Source organism: Vagococcus intermedius, from assembly GCF_029144185.1.
Classification (GTDB): domain Bacteria; phylum Bacillota; class Bacilli; order Lactobacillales; family Vagococcaceae; genus Vagococcus_D; species Vagococcus_D intermedius.
The window spans coordinates 1,841,761-1,860,825 of the sequence record NZ_CP110232.1; the positions used below are offsets into that span (position 1 = coordinate 1,841,761).

Sequence of the window (19,065 nt, forward strand, 5' to 3'; positions counted from 1 at the left end):
ATTGTCAGTTCTAACTTTTACCTTTATGATACATTAGTAAGTACTCTAATACTTAACATAATAACCTGAATATAGGATGGAAAATAATGCTAACAAAACATTCTGCTACATCTCACTATAAAGAACTCCTATTGTCGCAATACGATGATAACAAACCATTGTATGACCAATTTACAACTACTGTTCGCTCAATCATTCGCTCGCTAGTCGAGTCTGAATCGATTGCTACTCACACAATTGATACACGTATTAAAGAGCGTGATAGCCTGGATAAAAAAATCGAAAAAAAAGATAAATATACGGATATTTCTGAAATTACAGATATTTGTGGTTTGCGCATCGTAACTTATTATTCAGACGATGTTGATAAAATAGCTGCACTAATCAATCATGAATTTGAAGTTGACCATCAAAATTCTATCGACAAACGAGCTATTATGGAGCCCGATCGTTTTGGTTACCTTTCTTTACACTATGTTGTCAGCTTAAGCGACAACCGCTTGGAGTTACCTGAAAATCAAAAATTTGAGCAATTAAAAATTGAAATTCAAATTAGAACTATTTTACAACATACCTGGGCTGAAATCGAACATGACCTCGGTTATAAAAGCAAAAGTGAAATCCCCAAAAATATTCGTCGTAATTTTTCTCGCCTAGCTGGTTTATTTGAAATTGCAGATGATGAATTTTTAAATATTCGTAACAATTTAACCCGCTATGAAGAAAAAGTCAGTCATAATTTAGAGGATGACACACCGCTACAAGAAATTGATATTGACTCTATTACCTTAAAATTATTTATTATGAAAGATCCAGATTATCGTCAGCTACTCACACAATTAAAAGAAAATTTCTTACAAAAAGGACTTAACTTAGATTTTTATACCAAAAATTCATTAAACCCTAAAATAATTTCAATTTTTGATACGATTGGCATTGATACAATTGAGGAACTTAAACAATTATTGCAAAAAAGCCAACATTTTTGTGAGGAAATGATGTTAGATGTCGCTATAAATAACCCTAAACAAACTGCTTATACTTATGCTAAAGGCACGCCGTTACTCTATGCTGGATACTATTATATGATTTTACACAATTATTCAGAAAAAAAAATAATGACCATTCTCTCCGATTCAGACATCACACCTCGGAAGGAATTAGATCCCTCTTTTTATGAACATGTCACACGACTCTATCATAAAATAAAGGATCCCCTTTAAAAGAGTCGGTACTTACCGCTCTTTTTTTATCTTACTATTCTCAATAAAGGAGCTGATTAGTATATGGTACCCACTATTCTTACAAAAAAAAAGTTGAATAAAGCCTTTATTAACCAACTCTGTTACCATGAAATACAAGTTATGACACAATATAAACACAGCCTTTTACTCAAAACTGATGCTACTTCTAGTGCCATACTTATTAAAGTCGAAATTTGTAACGGATTCATTTTAGCTTTTGAACAACTCATACTCGGTCACTATTACTATACCCAAAACAAACAGCTATTTAGAGTCTTGCCCTTACAGCATAAATTACAACAACTGCTAACATTATCACAAGCCTTTAAGCCACATGAAATCAAAAAAACTAAGCCGTTACTTTTTACTAGTATTAAGCAAATCCTGATCCAGATATTTACCCGAGTCAGTAAAAGACCGAACGTCTTTTTTTTCAATCAGTCGCAATATGAGCCTCTTAAACAACTAGATACATTAATTAACTTACTACAAAAAATTATAAAAAAACAAGACGTTGATATTGAAGACCTAGCATGCTTTACCAACTCTCTAAACATGCTGACTAAACTTCACCTCTGGCAAACTTGGTCAATACGTTACGCACCTCCTTATCCTCAAAAGTTATCTATCCGTACTAAAAGACGAATAGAAGGTTTAGCGCCAACGATCTTTAATACGCTTTATTTTGACTATTGCTGGGATAATACGGCCATTACTACTTTTTTTTCTCATTTATATTTTCAACTTAATTCACAATCTAAACAATCGGTCGATGTTCTTATTTTCAAACTCTTGTTGCATGATACTCAATTAGTTGGCTCAACACTTTATACAAAAATGTTTCGAACGAGTCGACTCACATCCTTAGAAAAGACAGAATTAGTATTAACGCAATTAGGCGCAGAACTGGATTCGTTCGACTTCCTACAATTGACCGGTTGTCATAGTCTCGATCCTAAGATGGCGCCACACAGTGATTTTATTGAACTTTATTGCTACTGTGTGCGGGATGCTTATAAAAAGCAAGAATTAGAAAATTCCCAAATTCATCAATTAAGAATGTATTTCGACAAACAAAACATCAATTATATCAGAACACAATTTCCTAGGAACACTGATGAAGCATCTCTAGAAGCTTATAGAAAAGCGCCCTATCCTTTAGGTCTCGGTAAGAAGAAACTTTTGCGTGAGCCTGCTAGGTTTCATAATAAATACCCAAAAAATTGCGACTATAACTCTTACCAAGCTTCTTACTTACACCGAAAAAGATTAACCCCTAACTTTCACTCAGAATTTATCTTAAATCAACATGGGATGTTTGTTAGCCAGTGGAATGTCCTTAAACAACTTTCCCCTAAAGAAATCATCAGTAATCCTCAAAATTATCAGTTTACTGACGACTTTAAACGAGAATTATTAAATGGGGAGTCACTTAATTATGCCACTAAAAATAATCAAGAGCATCGTCGTCTAGATAGTGAGCCACCTATAAAATATGATCATTTCATTCGTAAACTTTGCAAAAAAGGTTGGAAAAGTCCCTCACTTGTCGACTATGACTTCAATAAAGTAGATAAAAAATAAACACGCCCATAATAAATGAGGGCGTGTTTATTTTTTATTTACCACACAAACGATAAATCGCTTCGGCGTAAATTTCTAAGGTTTGATACATTTCATCTAACTGCCAAGTTTCATTCGCTTGATGCATCGTATCCACTGTATTTTCAAACATAGCGCCAAATGCTACGCAATTGTCCATTGTTCTAGCAAAGGTAGCGCCTCCTGAAATCATCGGCTCACGCATATCACCAGTAACATCACGATAGGCACCTAGTAATGTCTTAACTAACTCTGAATCAACTGGAACATACAATGACGCTAAGAAGTCATGTTCCTCGTATTTAAATCCATATTCTTTGGCAAGTTCTTGAAGCTTGTCTTCAACTTGTTCTTTCTCAAAGGTAACGGGAATACGAATATCAATGCCAATTTTTGTTTCCTGATCATTAATCTCAACAGTTGCTACGTTAAATGTTAGGTTGCCTGAAGCCTCATCCTTAAACTCGCCTATAGCACTAATTCCTTTGGCATCCTCTTTAATTAACTTGCCTAATAAGTCAATTCCTTGATGGTCATAATGATTAACCATGGCTTCAGCTAGCCGTGTATTAGCATTGATCCCTTCGGGAGCATCTTTAGAATGGATGGCTTTCCCTTTGACATGGAGTGCTCCTGATACCTCTTCAAAAGAGTAGCCTAATTTTTGTAAGTCAGATGCTATCTCTTCGGCTTTATTCCCACGATAAATAGCCGTATCTGGTACAACATTTAGGGCTGCCCCACCTGAGACTTCGAACTCAGCTGAACCTTCTCCAGTCAAATAAACTTGTAATAGTCCTTTTTCTGCATAAATAACAGGGAAATTCGCATCAGGAGCAATTCCCATAGATACACCTTGTTCTTTTTCATGATACTTTTCCATACAACGCCATAAGTTTTCTTCGTCCGTCCCAAAAATAAAACGAATTTTCTTATCAAATTCTACCCCAGCATCTTTAAGTGCTTTAACTGCATATAAGGCCGCCACTGTTGGGCCTTTATCATCTTGAACACCACGCCCAACTAAAGCTTCTCCTTTTAGTGTTGCTTCAAAAGCAGGGCTATTCCAAAAACTTAGGTCTCCAGCTGGGACTACATCTAAATGACATAAAACTCCAAAAACTTCCTCGCCTTCACCTAGTTCTGCATAACCATAATAACCTTCTGGGTCAATAAAAGTTGAAAAGCCTTCTTCTTCAAAGATTGTTAAGCATTCTTTTAAACTATTTAAAATATCTTGACCAAAAGGCGCTCCTGGTACAGCATCTTGTAAATAAGATGGAACCTTCACTAACCGTTGTAACGTACTAATTGCACCTTTCTTATGTTCCTCTGTAATAAATTTTTTCATCCTTCTCCAACACCTTTCGATTTTCAGCTTTAACTACACTACAACAAAACTAATCATTGATTAACTCAACTAATAATACTATTATCCGTAACTATCATACCACTTTTTAATTTCTCTGCAAAATTAGAGCTATTTAAAAAGTCTAAAGTAACCTCTACCACAACAAAGAAAACCCTTACATTTTATAACTATAGAATAGCACGCTATCTAATTTATTGGTAGTAAAAAAATAAATTTGGGTATATATAACTGATTCAACCTAAAAAGGAAAGTCGATGTAACCAAAGCTTCAGAACCTCCGCTTAGATAATCGACTTCCTAACCATATTGATCTTACCATACCAAGAATTATTAGATAACAATTTTTTTGACGAGATAATCTCATCTCTCAGCGCTCCAATTGTAAATAATAAATCTCTATGATATTATAAGCATGTTAATGAAAGCAAATTGCCAATTTAGCTAGTCGAAAATCGTCGGCCAAGACTTTTCATTTGATGACAAATACTTACACATCCTGCTTACAATTTGAGTATAGTTGCTTTTTATCCTAAAGTCAATTGTTTTCGGGATTATTTTCCTAATACGAACAGGAAGGTGATTTAATGGAAATTTATTCAAAAATCAAACAATTGGTTGATCAAAAACAAGGTTGCAGTATTTCTAAACTGGAAAAGGAACTGGGTTTTGGAAGTGGTACTATACGCAAATGGCAAAAACAAATGCCCTCAATTGATAAAGTCTACAAAGTGTCACAATATTTTAACGTCCCTATTGGTACTTTTGTTGATGAAGATGAAGGGGATCCCTCAGTTTTAAACAGTGATATCATTACGTACAAGTTTAATGAACGGATGGCCTCACTTGATTTAAATGAACAAGATCGCCAATACTTGCTAGATGAGTTTATTTCGTATATTGATTTCAAAGCACAATTTTTAGAAAATAGACAAGACGATCATAAAAGAAAAATAAAAACTTAGGATTAATTTCCTAAGTTTTTTTCTTTTTATTTATAATTAATGCTCGCTTCCGCCTAACAAAATTTCGCCAGATTTTTCTCCTTTTAATTCAATCAATCTTTCTAAACCTACTACTAGGGCTTGACTCATATCATGATTACTCATCGAAGGAACATCCCTTTTTTCATCTACTTGTTGGTGATTGTAAGGAACATGAATAAAGCCGGCTTTCATCTGGTTGTATTGTTTATCTATTAAATAATGAACATCATACATTATTTGATTGCAAACAAAAGTTCCGGCTGTATTAGAAATACCAACTAAATAACCAGCTTGACTCATTTTTAAAGCCATTTCTTTAAGAGGTAACGTTGAAAAATAAGCAGGTGCCCCATCAGCTCTAATGGGTTCATCAATGGGCTGATTGCCTTCATTATCCGGTATTCGAGCATCTGCAATATTAATCGCAACACGTTCCAATGAGAGACCTGCTCTCCCACCAGCTTGACCAAGATTGAGAACAATATCAGGATGTTCTGACTCTATAGTTTGGTAGAGTACTTCCGTAGCTTTTCCAAAAACAGTAGGTAACTCTAATTTGATAATAGATGCTCCTGATAAACTTTCTGGTACTAATTTAACTGCTTCCCAAGAGGGATTGCAGGACTCATTGCCAAAAGGTTTGAAGCCAGTTAATAAAATTTTCATTTATCATTCTCCTCTAACTACTTAAGATTCCTATACTGTACCATAGGGCTTCATAAATAGACACTAAAAAACAGCTAGTCAGAAGACTAACTGTTTTTTATATCCTTCTCATAATTACTTTCATTTGCTTTACTAACTCGACGCGTTCTGCCTTTAACTGGAACATGTTGTAAAGATTTTAAAACGTGTTCGCCCTTACCATTTAATATTTCAACAAAAGTAGAAACATCAGCAATGCTAATGACGCCAATATCTTCTCCAGTCATCCCATCAATACTACACAGAGCTCCAACAACATCTCCTGCACGCATCTTAGTTTTCTTACCAGCATTAATATGTAACTTCATAATCTCGTCTTTAAAAACTAATTCTTTTGTTTTCTTTAATTTAGGTGCACGTTCTTGTTTTGCAGTAAATGATGACATTTTATCCATCACTAACTTTTCTTTAGGTGCTTTTAACTCGGTTAATTGTTGTTCTTGATTTTCCGAAATAGAATCAAAACGGCGATCATCAAATTCATTTACAAAAGAGATTGCTTTCCCTAATTTTTCAAAACGAGCGGTTCTACCAATCCGGTGTGTGTAGTTTTCATTACTATTCGGTAAGTCAAAATTAATTACCATATCTACATCGGCAATATCTAACCCTCTTGCAGCTACATCGGTTGCAACTAAATAACGAAAATAACCTTGTTTATATTCTTTAATAATTCTAGTTCGATCACGCTGTTCCATACCACCATGTAGCATTTCAGGTTTTGCGCCTAAAGCGGTTAAACTCTCTGCTACTTCCTCAACAGCCAACTTAGTATTACAAAAAACAATACAGGTTGTTGGATTATCCACTACCACAACGTCTAGTAGTAATTGAACTTTTTCCTCTTCTTTTATTCGATAAAAATATTGTGCGATACGGTCTTGTACCTTATTTTCAACTTGAACTTCAATAAACTGTGGGGCTACTAAATATTCCTCTACTAAGTGTTTAATTGCAGGCGGCATAGTAGCTGAAAAAAGAGCTTTTGTTGCACTACTAGGTACGTGATCTAAGACTTTTTCTATTTGTTCAATAAATCCCATATCTAGCATTTCATCGGCTTCATCAATAACTAGCGTTTCGATTTTACTTAAATCAACTGTGCCACGTTCTAAGTGATCTAATAGTCTACCTGGTGTTGCTACCACAATGTGCGTCCGTTGCTTTAGTTGACGCTCTTGAGCAGCAAAAGGACTACGGCCAAAAACAGCTTCCACTTTCAAACGTTTAAATCTTCCAATATGAAATAAATCATTTTGGATTTGTAAGGCCAACTCCCTTGTTGGGGTTAAAACTAATGCTTGCGGAGCGCGCTCTTCCCACTCAATACTCTCACATAACGGAATCCCAAAAGCAGCTGTTTTTCCACTACCAGTTTGTGATTTTACAATAATATCTTTTTTTGCAAGTAAAAATGGAATGGCTTCAGACTGTACCTGAGTAGGTTTTTCGTAGCCTAATAAACTAATAGCCCTGCAAATATCACTACTAATTTTTAATTCTGAAAATTGATTCTTTGTCATTTTTGTTTCTCCTCTGAAGTTTTGTCTTGATTACTTTGTCTTTAAAACTGTTAAAGCTATCCTTAAATCTATTAATCAACTACGATTACTTTAGAGTCAACTGAGTTACTATCTTTTATATCATTACCTGTGATAATAATTTTTTTTAATTTAGGCGCTAATGACATATCACTAATTGATGATAAAGTATTAAAACTAATGTCTAAACTTTCTAAATTAGGGAAAGAACTTAAATCTGGTATGCGATCTAATTTATCTTCCACTAGTTTTAAATTTTTAATTTCAGGCATACATGCCAAAACATCACTTACCTTAATCTTATCAATATGACTGCGGCTAATTTCCAAGTCTGTCACATGCGATTTTTTAGTTACTTTATGCTGATTAAAATTCTCAATATAAGAATCTGTAATTGATAATTTTTTTAAACCATTCACTGCTAAAATACTTTCTAATTTTCCATCGTATAAACGACTTGCCCTAATGTTTAATTCTTCTAAATCAGGATTACTATCGTTTGCTAACCACTTATTTATCTTTAAATCTGTCACTGTCAATTTTTTTAAATTAGGAAAATTTTTAATTAAATCATCGTTATTATCTCCCTGACCTTCAACTACTAAATTATTGACTGTCTTACTATCTAATTCATTGAGTGGTTGTGATAAGGTAAGATTAGTTAAAAATTCTAACTTTTTCAACAATGGTAACTCAATCTCCTCACTGTTTCCAGAAATATTCAAATTTAAATCAACGAGATTAGAAATCGTTTCAATAAAGCTAATATCTTTGACACTATCTCCTAAAGTTAACTCCAATGATGATAACGTATCACTATCTTTTAAAACATCAAAATTTTTAACTTTTTTTGTATGTAGAGAAACGTGTGTCAACATTGGCATGTTATTGATAAAATCAATATCATCTAAATGATTGTCGGTAATATTTAGCGTCGTTAATTTAGGCATTTTATATAAAAAAGTATAATCATGACCTTTTGGATGTTTTATCTGTAGCTTTTTTAATGGTTTAACATCTTTTAACCAGCTTAAGTCAGTAATTTGTGCCGAGTCAATCATAATATCCGTAGTATTAATTTCTGAAAAATCAATTTTGCCCTCTAACTTTTCAGAAATATAGCGAATATCTAAAAATTTCAATTGAGGAAATTCTTTTAACCCTTCATTATCACTCTTACTAATTAAGTGTAAACCTAGGCCTAATATTTCATCAGGATTATCAAATATGGTCGTAACATCGGCTACTGTCTGATTTAAACTCCCAACATAAAACTTTAAATTTTTTAAACCATGGAAAGGTTTATCTTTACTACTAGCTTCTATTTCAGAAGAATTGGCTAAGTCTAAGGATTCTAAATTAGGAAACAATTGAAATTCCTCTTCCTTGATCTTATCTGAAGAGTGTATAACCACATCATTGCTAGTTTTTATATAAGAATTAGGTGATTCTTTGTTACCATTTAATGAATAAGAAAACAACCAGCCATCATCTTGGTAACTTACTTTTAAAAATTTAATATCTCTGATATCATAAAATGGTTCTAACTCTGAGAATCTTTTCGTAAATAACTTCATAGGTTGAGTAATCGGATTTTTAATTATTGAACTATCCTCTACCATATCCCCAATTTCATTCAACAATTTATTATCTAACGTTTTTTTTAATGTCGGTGACTGATTAAATTCATTAACTGCAAAAAAAATAGTGCCAATCAATAAGAAACATGCTCCAGTTATAACCATTAATCGTTGACTGCTTGACATTATTTTTGCTTTTTCAGGCATTGCAACATAGTTAATTTCTTGCAATTTAGTATCAATAATTTTGTATTGTTGACCACATTTTGTACATGTGTAGACATCTGTATTTAAAGTTAATTTATTTTGACATAATTTACACTTTTTTTTAGTACGCCACATTACTCATGACCCTTTCTAAAAAATAATAACTGCTAGTTATTATTTTATCCCGTTATCCTTACTTTCAATCTTAAATATCCATCTAAATTAATTATATCCTTCTTTAAAATTAATACAATAACACTTTTTAGACAGTTTTTATTATATTTCATATCTTGGCGTAAAACTTAAATAAAAAAAGACAAAAAAAATAAACTCACTTGAGTTTAGTCTTAATAATATCTAAGCGTGGCGACGTCCTACTCTCACAGGGGGAAACCCCCAACTACCATCGGCGCTAAGAAGCTTAACTTCTGTGTTCGGCATGGGAACAGGTGTATCCTTCTTGCCATCATCGCCACACTCTTAGATATCTATTAAATTGAGTAATTGCTCACTCAAAACTGGATGTTAAAGCTTAATCAAAACATTCCTTGATCCTACGTTTAAATTCTTGGTTAAGTCCTCGACCGATTAGTACTAGTCCGCTCCATACATCACTGTACTTCCACTTCTAGCCTATCTACCTGATCGTCTCTCAGGGGTCTTACTTTCCGAAGAAATGGGAAATCTCATCTTGAGGGGGGCTTCACGCTTAGATGCTTTCAGCGTTTATCCCGTCCACACGTAGCTACCCAGCAATGCCCTTGGCAGAACAACTGGTACACCAGCGGTGTGTCCATCCCGGTCCTCTCGTACTAAGGACAGCTCCTCTCAAATTTCCTACGCCCGCGACGGATAGGGACCGAACTGTCTCACGACGTTCTGAACCCAGCTCGCGTGCCGCTTTAATGGGCGAACAGCCCAACCCTTGGGACCGACTACAGCCCCAGGATGCGACGAGCCGACATCGAGGTGCCAAACCTCCCCGTCGATGTGGACTCTTGGGGGAGATAAGCCTGTTATCCCCAGGGTAGCTTTTATCCGTTGAGCGATGGCCCTTCCATGCGGAACCACCGGATCACTAAGTCCGTCTTTCGACCCTGCTCGACTTGTAGGTCTCGCAGTCAAGCTCCCTTATGCCTTTGCACTCTGCGAATGATTTCCAACCATTCTGAGGGAACCTTTGAGCGCCTCCGTTACTCTTTAGGAGGCGACCGCCCCAGTCAAACTGCCCATCTGACACTGTCTCCCGCCACGATAAGTGGCGCGGGTTAGAATGGTCATAACACAAGGGTAGTATCCCACCAACGCCTCCTTCGATACTAGCGTACCGAGCTCTACGGCTCCTACCTATCCTGTACATGTGTCACAAACATTCAATATCAAACTACAGTAAAGCTCCATGGGGTCTTTCCGTCCTGTCGCGGGTAACCTGCATCTTCACAGGTACTAAAATTTCACCGAGTCTCTCGTTGAGACAGTGCCCAAATCGTTACGCCTTTCGTGCGGGTCGGAACTTACCCGACAAGGAATTTCGCTACCTTAGGACCGTTATAGTTACGGCCGCCGTTTACTGGGGCTTCAATTCTGAGCTTCGCATAAAGCTAACCCATCCTCTTAACCTTCCAGCACCGGGCAGGCGTCAGCCCCTATACGTCATCTTTCGATTTTGCAGAGACCTGTGTTTTTGATAAACAGTCGCTTGGGCCTATTCACTGCGGCTGGTCCGGAGACCAGCACCCCTTCTCCCGAAGTTACGGGGTCATTTTGCCGAGTTCCTTAACGAGAGTTCGCTCGCTCACCTTAGGCTACTCGCCTCGACTACCTGTGTCGGTTTGCGGTACGGGCAGTTGTATTCTAACTAGAAGCTTTTCTTGGCAGTGTGACATCAGAAACTTCGGTACTTTATTTCCCTCCCCATCACAACTTGTCCTTGAAGACGTAAGCATTTTACTCACATCAAGACTTGTTGCTTGGCCACACACTTCCAGTCGTGTGGATTTCTTAGCCTACTGCGTCCCTCCATTGGTCAAACAAATACTACTGGTACAGGAATATCAACCTGTTGTCCATCGCCTACGCCTATCGGCCTCGGCTTAGGTCCCGACTAACCCTGGGAGGACGAGCCTTCCCCAGGAAACCTTAGTCATACGGTGGACAGGATTCTCACCTGTCTTTCGCTACTCATACCGGCATTCTCACTTCTAAGCGCTCCAGTAGTCCTCACGATCTACCTTCGACGCCCTTAGAACGCTCTCCTACCAATGTACAAAAGTACATTCCACAGCTTCGGTAATATGTTTAGCCCCGGTACATTTTCGGCGCAGGGTCACTCGACTAGTGAGCTATTACGCACTCTTTAAATGGTGGCTGCTTCTAAGCCAACATCCTAGTTGTCTGTGCAACCCCACATCCTTTTCCACTTAACATATATTTTGGGACCTTAGCTGGTGGTCTGGGCTGTTTCCCTTTCGACTACGGATCTTATCACTCGCAGTCTGACTCCCGGATATGAATGGATGGCATTCGGAGTTTATCTGAATTCGGTAACCCGAGATGGGCCCCTAGTCCAAACAGTGGCTCTACCTCCATCATTCTTAATCCGAGGCTAGCCCTAAAGCTATTTCGGAGAGAACCAGCTATCTCCAAGTTCGATTGGAATTTCTCCGCTACCCACAGCTCATCCCCGCACTTTTCAACGTACGTGGGTTCGGTCCTCCAGTGCGTTTTACCGCACCTTCAACCTGGCCATGGGTAGATCACATGGTTTCGGGTCTACGACAACATACTCAAGCGCCCTGTTCAGACTCGCTTTCGCTACGGCTCCGACTCTTCATCTTAACCTCGCATGCTATCGTAACTCGCCGGTTCATTCTACAAAAGGCACGCCATCACCCATTAACGGGCTTTGACTTGTTGTAGGCACACGGTTTCAGGATCTATTTCACTCCCCTCCCGGGGTGCTTTTCACCTTTCCCTCACGGTACTGGTTCACTATCGGTCACTAGAGAGTATTTAGCCTTGCGGGATGGTCCCCGCGGATTCCGACGGAATTTCTCGTGTTCCGCCGTACTCAGGATACTCATAGGTGTGTGATCAATTTCGCCTACGGGGCTTTTACCCACTACGGCTGACCTTTCCAGGTCGATTCGACTATCCATCACAACTACCATATTTGAGTCCTACAACCCCAAGAAGCAAGCTTCTTGGTTTGGGCTCTTACCGTTTCGCTCGCCGCTACTAAGGTAATCGAATTTTCTTTCTCTTCCTGCAGGTACTTAGATGTTTCAGTTCTCTGCGTCTCACCTCATATACCTATGTATTCAGTATATGATGACAGCCTATGACAGCTGCCGGGTTTCCCCATTCGGAAATCTCTGGATCATAGCTTACTTACAGCTCCCCAAAGCATATCGGAGTTAGTCCCGTCCTTCATCGTCTTCTAGTGCCAAGGCATCCACCGTGCGCCCTTATTAACTTAACCTAATTTACTAACATTAATGTTAGATTTTTGATTTCCACATGTAGCGATACATGCTCCATCAATCCTTTAAACAGCGTTTTGAACTTTGTTTAAAAACTCTTATGAATAGTACTAATGTACTTATCATCAACGCGGTGTTCTCGGTTTGTTTTGATTAATTATATCTTTAACTATCCAGTTTTCAATGAACAATAAGTTTGAGAGTAGACCTCTCAAAACTGAACAAAGTGACTTACCTGTAGGATTCCGTTATATTCCTTAGAAAGGAGGTGATCCAGCCGCACCTTCCGATACGGCTACCTTGTTACGACTTCACCCCAATCATCTATCCCACCTTAGGCGGCTGGCTCCAAAAGGTTACCTCACCGACTTCGGGTGTTACAAACTCTCGTGGTGTGACGGGCGGTGTGTACAAGGCCCGGGAACGTATTCACCGCGGCGTTCTGATCCGCGATTACTAGCGATTCCGGCTTCATGTAGGCGAGTTGCAGCCTACAATCCGAACTGAGAATGGCTTTAAGAGATTAGCTTGGCCTCGCGACATTGCGACTCGTTGTACCATCCATTGTAGCACGTGTGTAGCCCAGGTCATAAGGGGCATGATGATTTGACGTCATCCCCACCTTCCTCCGGTTTATCACCGGCAGTCTCGCTAGAGTGCCCAACTTAATGATGGCAACTAACAATAGGGGTTGCGCTCGTTGCGGGACTTAACCCAACATCTCACGACACGAGCTGACGACAACCATGCACCACCTGTCACTTTGTCCCCGAAGGGAAAGCTCTATCTCTAGAGTGGTCAAAGGATGTCAAGACCTGGTAAGGTTCTTCGCGTTGCTTCGAATTAAACCACATGCTCCACCGCTTGTGCGGGCCCCCGTCAATTCCTTTGAGTTTCAGTCTTGCGACCGTACTCCCCAGGCGGAGTGCTTAATGCGTTAACTGCAGCACTGAAGGGCGGAAACCCTCCAACACTTAGCACTCATCGTTTACGGCGTGGACTACCAGGGTATCTAATCCTGTTTGCTCCCCACGCTTTCGAGCCTCAGTGTCAGTTACAGACCAGAGAGTCGCCTTCGCCACTGGTGTTCCTCCATATATCTACGCATTTCACCGCTACACATGGAATTCCACTCTCCTCTTCTGCACTCAAGTTCTCCAGTTTCCAATGACCCTCCCCGGTTGAGCCGGGGGCTTTCACATCAGACTTAAAGAACCACCTGCGCTCGCTTTACGCCCAATAAATCCGGACAACGCTTGCCACCTACGTATTACCGCGGCTGCTGGCACGTAGTTAGCCGTGGCTTTCTGGTTAGATACCGTCAAGGTGGGAACAGTTACTCTCCCACTTGTTCTTCTCTAACAACAGAGTTTTACGATCCGAAAACCTTCTTCACTCACGCGGCGTTGCTCGGTCAGACTTTCGTCCATTGCCGAAGATTCCCTACTGCTGCCTCCCGTAGGAGTCTGGGCCGTGTCTCAGTCCCAGTGTGGCCGATCACCCTCTCAGGTCGGCTACGCATCATCGTCTTGGTGAGCCATTACCTCACCAACTAACTAATGCGGCGCGGGTCCATCCTTCAGTGACACCCGAAAGCGTCTTTCATAGTTTTGCCATGCGGCAAAACCAATTATGCGGTATTAGCACCTGTTTCCAAGTGTTATCCCCCGCTGAAGGGTAGGTTACCCACGTGTTACTCACCCGTCCGCCACTCTTCTTATATGAAAGGTGCAAGCACCTTTCGAAGAAGCGTTCGACTTGCATGTATTAGGCACGCCGCCAGCGTTCGTCCTGAGCCAGGATCAAACTCTCAATAAAAGTTATGATTAAGACCGAAGTCTTTAGCTCATTAATGATTGCTAGCGAATTACTTCACTATACAGTTTTGATATAAAACTGATAAAAATTTTTGTGTTGTTATCTTACTAAAAGATAACATCCTACACGTTTGGTTCGTCTTACTTTGTTCAGTTTTCAAAGGTCTAAATCTTGTCGCTTTAGCAACTCATTTATAATATCATGTTTAGTTGTCATTGTCAACAACTTTTTGAAATATTTTTTTGAGTTGTTTCAACGAAGCCTTGCGACTTGTTTTAGCAACTTAATCATAATATCATGCTTAGTTGTTGTTGTCAACAACTTTGTGACATTCTTTTTAAAATTCTGTTACAAAAACATTTCGTTGTTGTTTTAGCAACCTAATTAGAATAACACCTAGCTGATTAACTGTCAATACTTTTTTTACATTTAATTCTAAAACAGCCCAATTAGCTCTCTTTAATGCTATTCCTAATAAAAATAAATTACAATTTGTTAGTTTACCTAGTAAACTCATCATAATATTCCTGGTATTTAGTGATTTAGTCGCTCTCTAGATTGTACTACTTCTAACTCTTCTCCTATCCAATTACTTAATAGATAATAAAAGATACAGAATACTATCGCCAAAGAATAAGTTTAATATTTTTAGAAATGACTCTATAATATATAGTGTTGATGGAAATCAAAAAAATTTCTACCAGCACTTTTTTGAGCATTTAAACACAAAAAAGCAACAACTAACTGATAAAATGAAATCGACAAAAACCACAAATCCTCTTTTTTGAGTATCTTCAACAGTTAGATAATCAGCTGCCACACTGGTTCAAAAAGAAATTACTCTTATTTAAAAAATATAAAGAAGGGATTAAAAATGCTTTTCGCTTCTCGTATTCTAAATGGTGTCACTAAAGGGCTAAACAATAAAATTAAGGTGATCAAACGGGTAGCCTATGGCTATCGAAATTTTTATCATTTTCATTCCCGTATTTACATTATTCAGGTCTTACTTTTTCACAACAATAAAAAAGGCCTGATAAGAATTTTCTATCCTTACCAGACCTAAATTTCTATTCAGTTTTTCAGCTCACCAACACAATTTGACGTAGAAACTTAGAAATCTAGATAAATAAAAAAAGACACTATATATAGTGTCTTCTCAGCTCCGGCAGTAGGACTCGAACCTACGACATCATGATTAACAGTCATGCGCTACTACCAACTGAGCTATGCCGGAATAATATAAAAATAAACCCACTTGAGTTTAGTCTTAATAATATCTAAGCGTGGCGACGTCCTACTCTCACAGGGGGAAACCCCCAACTACCATCGGCGCTAAGAAGCTTAACTTCTGTGTTCGGCATGGGAACAGGTGTATCCTTCTTGCCATCATCACCACACTCTTAGATATTTATTAAATTGAGTAATTGCTCACTCAAAACTGGATGTTAAAGCTTAATCAAAACATTCCTTGATCCTACGTTTAAATTCTTGGTTAAGTCCTCGACCGATTAGTACTAGTCCGCTCCATACATCACTGTACTTCCACTTCTAGCCTATCTACCTGATCGTCTCTCAGGGGTCTTACTTTCCGAAGAAATGGGAAATCTCATCTTGAGGGGGGCTTCACGCTTAGATGCTTTCAGCGTTTATCCCGTCCACACGTAGCTACCCAGCAATGCCCTTGGCAGAACAACTGGTACACCAGCGGTGTGTCCATCCCGGTCCTCTCGTACTAAGGACAGCTCCTCTCAAATTTCCTACGCCCGCGACGGATAGGGACCGAACTGTCTCACGACGTTCTGAACCCAGCTCGCGTGCCGCTTTAATGGGCGAACAGCCCAACCCTTGGGACCGACTACAGCCCCAGGATGCGACGAGCCGACATCGAGGTGCCAAACCTCCCCGTCGATGTGGACTCTTGGGGGAGATAAGCCTGTTATCCCCAGGGTAGCTTTTATCCGTTGAGCGATGGCCCTTCCATGCGGAACCACCGGATCACTAAGTCCGTCTTTCGACCCTGCTCGACTTGTAGGTCTCGCAGTCAAGCTCCCTTATGCCTTTGCACTCTACGAATGATTTCCAACCATTCTGAGGGAACCTTTGAGCGCCTCCGTTACTCTTTAGGAGGCGACCGCCCCAGTCAAACTGCCCATCTGACACTGTCTCCCGCCACGATAAGTGGCGCGGGTTAGAATGGTCATAACACAAGGGTAGTATCCCACCAACGCCTCCTTCGATACTAGCGTACCGAGCTCTACGGCTCCTACCTATCCTGTACATGTGTCACAAACATTCAATATCAAACTACAGTAAAGCTCCATGGGGTCTTTCCGTCCTGTCGCGGGTAACCTGCATCTTCACAGGTACTAAAATTTCACCGAGTCTCTCGTTGAGACAGTGCCCAAATCGTTACGCCTTTCGTGCGGGTCGGAACTTACCCGACAAGGAATTTCGCTACCTTAGGACCGTTATAGTTACGGCCGCCGTTTACTGGGGCTTCAATTCTGAGCTTCGCATAAAGCTAACCCATCCTCTTAACCTTCCAGCACCGGGCAGGCGTCAGCCCCTATACGTCATCTTTCGATTTTGCAGAGACCTGTGTTTTTGATAAACAGTCGCTTGGGCCTATTCACTGCGGCTGGTCCGGAGACCAGCACCCCTTCTCCCGAAGTTACGGGGTCATTTTGCCGAGTTCCTTAACGAGAGTTCGCTCGCTCACCTTAGGCTACTCGCCTCGACTACCTGTGTCGGTTTGCGGTACGGGCAGTTGTATTCTAACTAGAAGCTTTTCTTGGCAGTGTGACATCAGAAACTTCGGTACTTTATTTCCCTCCCCATCACAACTTGTCCTTGAAGACGTAAGCATTTTACTCACATCAAGACTTGTTGCTTGGCCACACACTTCCAGTCGTGTGGATTTCTTAGCCTACTGCGTCCCTCCATTGGTCAAACAAATACTACTGGTACAGGAATATCAACCTGTTGTCCATCGCCTACGCCTATCGGCCTCGGCTTAGGTCCCGACTAACCCTGGGAGGACGAGCCTTCCCCAGGAAACCTTAGTCATACGGTGGACAGGATTCTCACCTGTCTTTCGCTACTCATACCGGCATTCTCACTTCTAAGCGCTCCAGTAGTCCTCACGATCTACCTTCGACGCCCTTAGAACGCTCTCCTACCAATGTACAAAAGTACATTCCACAGCTTCGGTAATATGTTTAGCCCCGGTACATTTTCGGCGCAGGGTCACTCGACTAGTGAGCTATTACGCACTCTTTAAATGGTGGCTGCTTCTAAGCCAACATCCTAGTTGTCTGTGCAACCCCACATCCTTTTCCACTTAACATATATTTTGGGACCTTAGCTGGTGGTCTGGGCTGTTTCCCTTTCGACTACGGATCTTATCACTCGCAGTCTGACTCCCGGATATGAATGGATGGCATTCGGAGTTTATCTGAATTCGGTAACCCGAGATGGGCCCCTAGTCCAAACAGTGGCTCTACCTCCATCATTCTTAATCCGAGGCTAGCCCTAAAGCTATTTCGGAGAGAACCAGCTATCTCCAAGTTCGATTGGAATTTCTCCGCTACCCACAGCTCATCCCCGCACTTTTCAACGTACGTGGGTTCGGTCCTCCAGTGCGTTTTACCGCACCTTCAACCTGGCCATGGGTAGATCACATGGTTTCGGGTCTACGACAACATACTCAAACGCCCTATTCAGACTCGCTTTCGCTACGGCTCCGACTCTTCATCTTAACCTCGCATGCTATCGTAACTCGCCGGTTCATTCTACAAAAGGCACGCCATCACCCATTAACGGGCTTTGACTTGTTGTAGGCACACGGTTTCAGGATCTATTTCACTCCCCTCCCGGGGTGCTTTTCACCTTTCCCTCACGGTACTGGTTCACTATCGGTCACTAGAGAGTATTTAGCCTTGCGGGATGGTCCCCGCGGATTCCGACGGAATTTCTCGTGTTCCGCCGTACTCAGGATACTCATAGGTGTGTGATCAATTTCGCCTACGGGGCTTTTACCCACTACGGCTGACCTTTCCAGGTCGATTCGACTATCCATCACAACTACCATATTTGAGTCCTACAACCCCAAGAAGCAAGCTTCTTGGTTTGGGCTCTTACCGTTTCGCTCGCCGCTACTAAGGTAATCGAATTTTCTTTCTCTTCCTGCAGGTACTTAGATGTTTCAGTTCTCTGCGTCTCACCTCATATACCTATGTATTCAGTATATGATGACAGCCTATAACAGCTGCCGGGTTTCCCCATTCGGAAATCTCTGGATCATAGCTTACTTACAGCTCCCCAAAGCATATCGGAGTTAGTCCCGTCCTTCATCGTCTTCTAGTGCCAAGGCATCCACCGTGCGCCCTTATTAACTTAACCTAATTTACTAACAATGTTGTTAGATTTTTGATTTCCACATGTAGCGATACATGCTCCATCAATCCTTTAAACAGCGTTTTGAACTTTGTTTAAAAACTCTTATGAATAGTACTAATGTACTTATCAT

The 19,065-nt window shown here is 40.1% G+C and carries 9 protein-coding genes, 1 tRNA gene and 5 rRNA genes; 4 read left to right on the top strand and 11 right to left on the bottom strand.

Translation table 11 applies throughout. The features are described 5' to 3' along the window. The first annotated feature begins 86 nt into the window (after window positions 1–86). Complete coding sequence (locus tag OL234_RS08610) at window positions 87–1,223, top strand: GTP pyrophosphokinase (RefSeq protein ID WP_275468826.1); 1,137 nt, start codon at window positions 87–89, stop codon at window positions 1,221–1,223. A gap of 141 nt (window positions 1,224–1,364) precedes the next feature. Beyond that, on the top strand, window positions 1,365–2,828 hold the full coding sequence (locus OL234_RS08615; RefSeq protein ID WP_275468827.1) for a DUF3114 domain-containing protein: 1,464 nt from the start codon (window positions 1,365–1,367) through the stop codon (window positions 2,826–2,828). A 34-nt stretch (window positions 2,829–2,862) separates the two neighbouring features. On the opposite strand, the gene OL234_RS08620 is transcribed toward OL234_RS08615, so the two are convergent. Further along, complete coding sequence (locus OL234_RS08620) at window positions 2,863–4,197, bottom strand: M20 family metallopeptidase (protein ID WP_275468828.1); 1,335 nt, start codon at window positions 4,195–4,197, stop codon at window positions 2,863–2,865. Between the two features lie 605 nt (window positions 4,198–4,802). Here OL234_RS08620 and OL234_RS08625 point away from each other — a divergent pair. Then, window positions 4,803–5,180 carry a helix-turn-helix domain-containing protein gene (locus OL234_RS08625; RefSeq protein WP_275468829.1) on the top strand — a complete coding sequence of 126 codons (378 nt, stop codon included), beginning with the start codon at window positions 4,803–4,805 and terminating at the stop codon, window positions 5,178–5,180. A gap of 36 nt (window positions 5,181–5,216) precedes the next feature. Here the strand turns inward: OL234_RS08625 and pcp are convergent, their stop codons facing one another. The 7 genes from pcp to OL234_RS08660 form a co-directional block, all read right to left on the bottom strand. Beyond that, window positions 5,217–5,867, bottom strand: a complete 651-nt coding sequence (gene pcp, locus OL234_RS08630; protein WP_275468830.1) for a pyroglutamyl-peptidase I — start codon at window positions 5,865–5,867, stop codon at window positions 5,217–5,219. A gap of 86 nt (window positions 5,868–5,953) precedes the next feature. Continuing rightward, complete coding sequence (locus tag OL234_RS08635; RefSeq protein WP_275468831.1) at window positions 5,954–7,429, bottom strand: DEAD/DEAH box helicase; 1,476 nt, start codon at window positions 7,427–7,429, stop codon at window positions 5,954–5,956. Between the two features lie 71 nt (window positions 7,430–7,500). Continuing rightward, the gene (locus OL234_RS08640) at window positions 7,501–9,369 is read right to left on the bottom strand and encodes a leucine-rich repeat domain-containing protein (RefSeq protein WP_275468832.1); all 1,869 of its coding nucleotides are present in this window, start codon (window positions 9,367–9,369) and stop codon (window positions 7,501–7,503) included. A gap of 226 nt (window positions 9,370–9,595) precedes the next feature. Continuing rightward, window positions 9,596–9,711 (bottom strand): 5S ribosomal RNA (rrf, locus tag OL234_RS08645). 91 nt (window positions 9,712–9,802) lie between these two features. Then, window positions 9,803–12,715, bottom strand: a 23S ribosomal RNA gene (locus tag OL234_RS08650). Between the two features lie 262 nt (window positions 12,716–12,977). Beyond that, a 16S ribosomal RNA gene (locus OL234_RS08655) occupies window positions 12,978–14,534 on the bottom strand. Window positions 14,535–14,871: 337 nt separating this feature from the next. Next, window positions 14,872–15,054 (bottom strand): hypothetical protein, encoded by a 183-nt coding sequence (locus tag OL234_RS08660; RefSeq protein ID WP_275468833.1) that lies wholly within the window; start codon window positions 15,052–15,054, stop codon window positions 14,872–14,874. A gap of 288 nt (window positions 15,055–15,342) precedes the next feature. Between OL234_RS08660 and OL234_RS08665 the strand changes: the two genes are divergently transcribed. Further along, complete coding sequence (locus tag OL234_RS08665; protein ID WP_437184449.1) at window positions 15,343–15,600, top strand: transposase; 258 nt, start codon at window positions 15,343–15,345, stop codon at window positions 15,598–15,600. A gap of 97 nt (window positions 15,601–15,697) precedes the next feature. On the opposite strand, the gene OL234_RS08670 is transcribed toward OL234_RS08665, so the two are convergent. The 3 genes from OL234_RS08670 to OL234_RS08680 form a co-directional block, all read right to left on the bottom strand. After that, a tRNA-Asn gene (locus OL234_RS08670) sits at window positions 15,698–15,771 on the bottom strand. Window positions 15,772–15,818: 47 nt separating this feature from the next. Then, a 5S ribosomal RNA gene (gene rrf / locus OL234_RS08675) occupies window positions 15,819–15,934 on the bottom strand. Between the two features lie 91 nt (window positions 15,935–16,025). Next, a 23S ribosomal RNA gene (locus OL234_RS08680) occupies window positions 16,026–18,938 on the bottom strand. The 16S, 23S and 5S rRNA genes sit together here with 1 tRNA gene alongside, the layout of an rRNA operon. Window positions 18,939–19,065 lie beyond the last annotated feature (127 nt).

Bases quoted from the DNA above. Each gene is read 5' to 3' on its own strand.
- OL234_RS08610 (WP_275468826.1), top strand. From the start codon at position 87: ATGCTAACAAAACATTCTGCTACATCTCACTATAAAGAACTCCTATTG.
- OL234_RS08615 (WP_275468827.1), top strand. From the start codon at position 1,365: ATGACACAATATAAACACAGCCTTTTACTCAAAACTGATGCTACTTCT.
- OL234_RS08620 (WP_275468828.1), bottom strand. From the start codon at position 4,197: ATGAAAAAATTTATTACAGAGGAACATAAGAAAGGTGCAATTAGTACG.
- OL234_RS08625 (WP_275468829.1), top strand. From the start codon at position 4,803: ATGGAAATTTATTCAAAAATCAAACAATTGGTTGATCAAAAACAAGGT.
- pcp (WP_275468830.1), bottom strand. From the start codon at position 5,867: ATGAAAATTTTATTAACTGGCTTCAAACCTTTTGGCAATGAGTCCTGC.
- OL234_RS08635 (WP_275468831.1), bottom strand. From the start codon at position 7,429: ATGACAAAGAATCAATTTTCAGAATTAAAAATTAGTAGTGATATTTGC.
- OL234_RS08640 (WP_275468832.1), bottom strand. From the start codon at position 9,369: ATGTGGCGTACTAAAAAAAAGTGTAAATTATGTCAAAATAAATTAACT.
- OL234_RS08660 (WP_275468833.1), bottom strand. From the start codon at position 15,054: ATGATGAGTTTACTAGGTAAACTAACAAATTGTAATTTATTTTTATTA.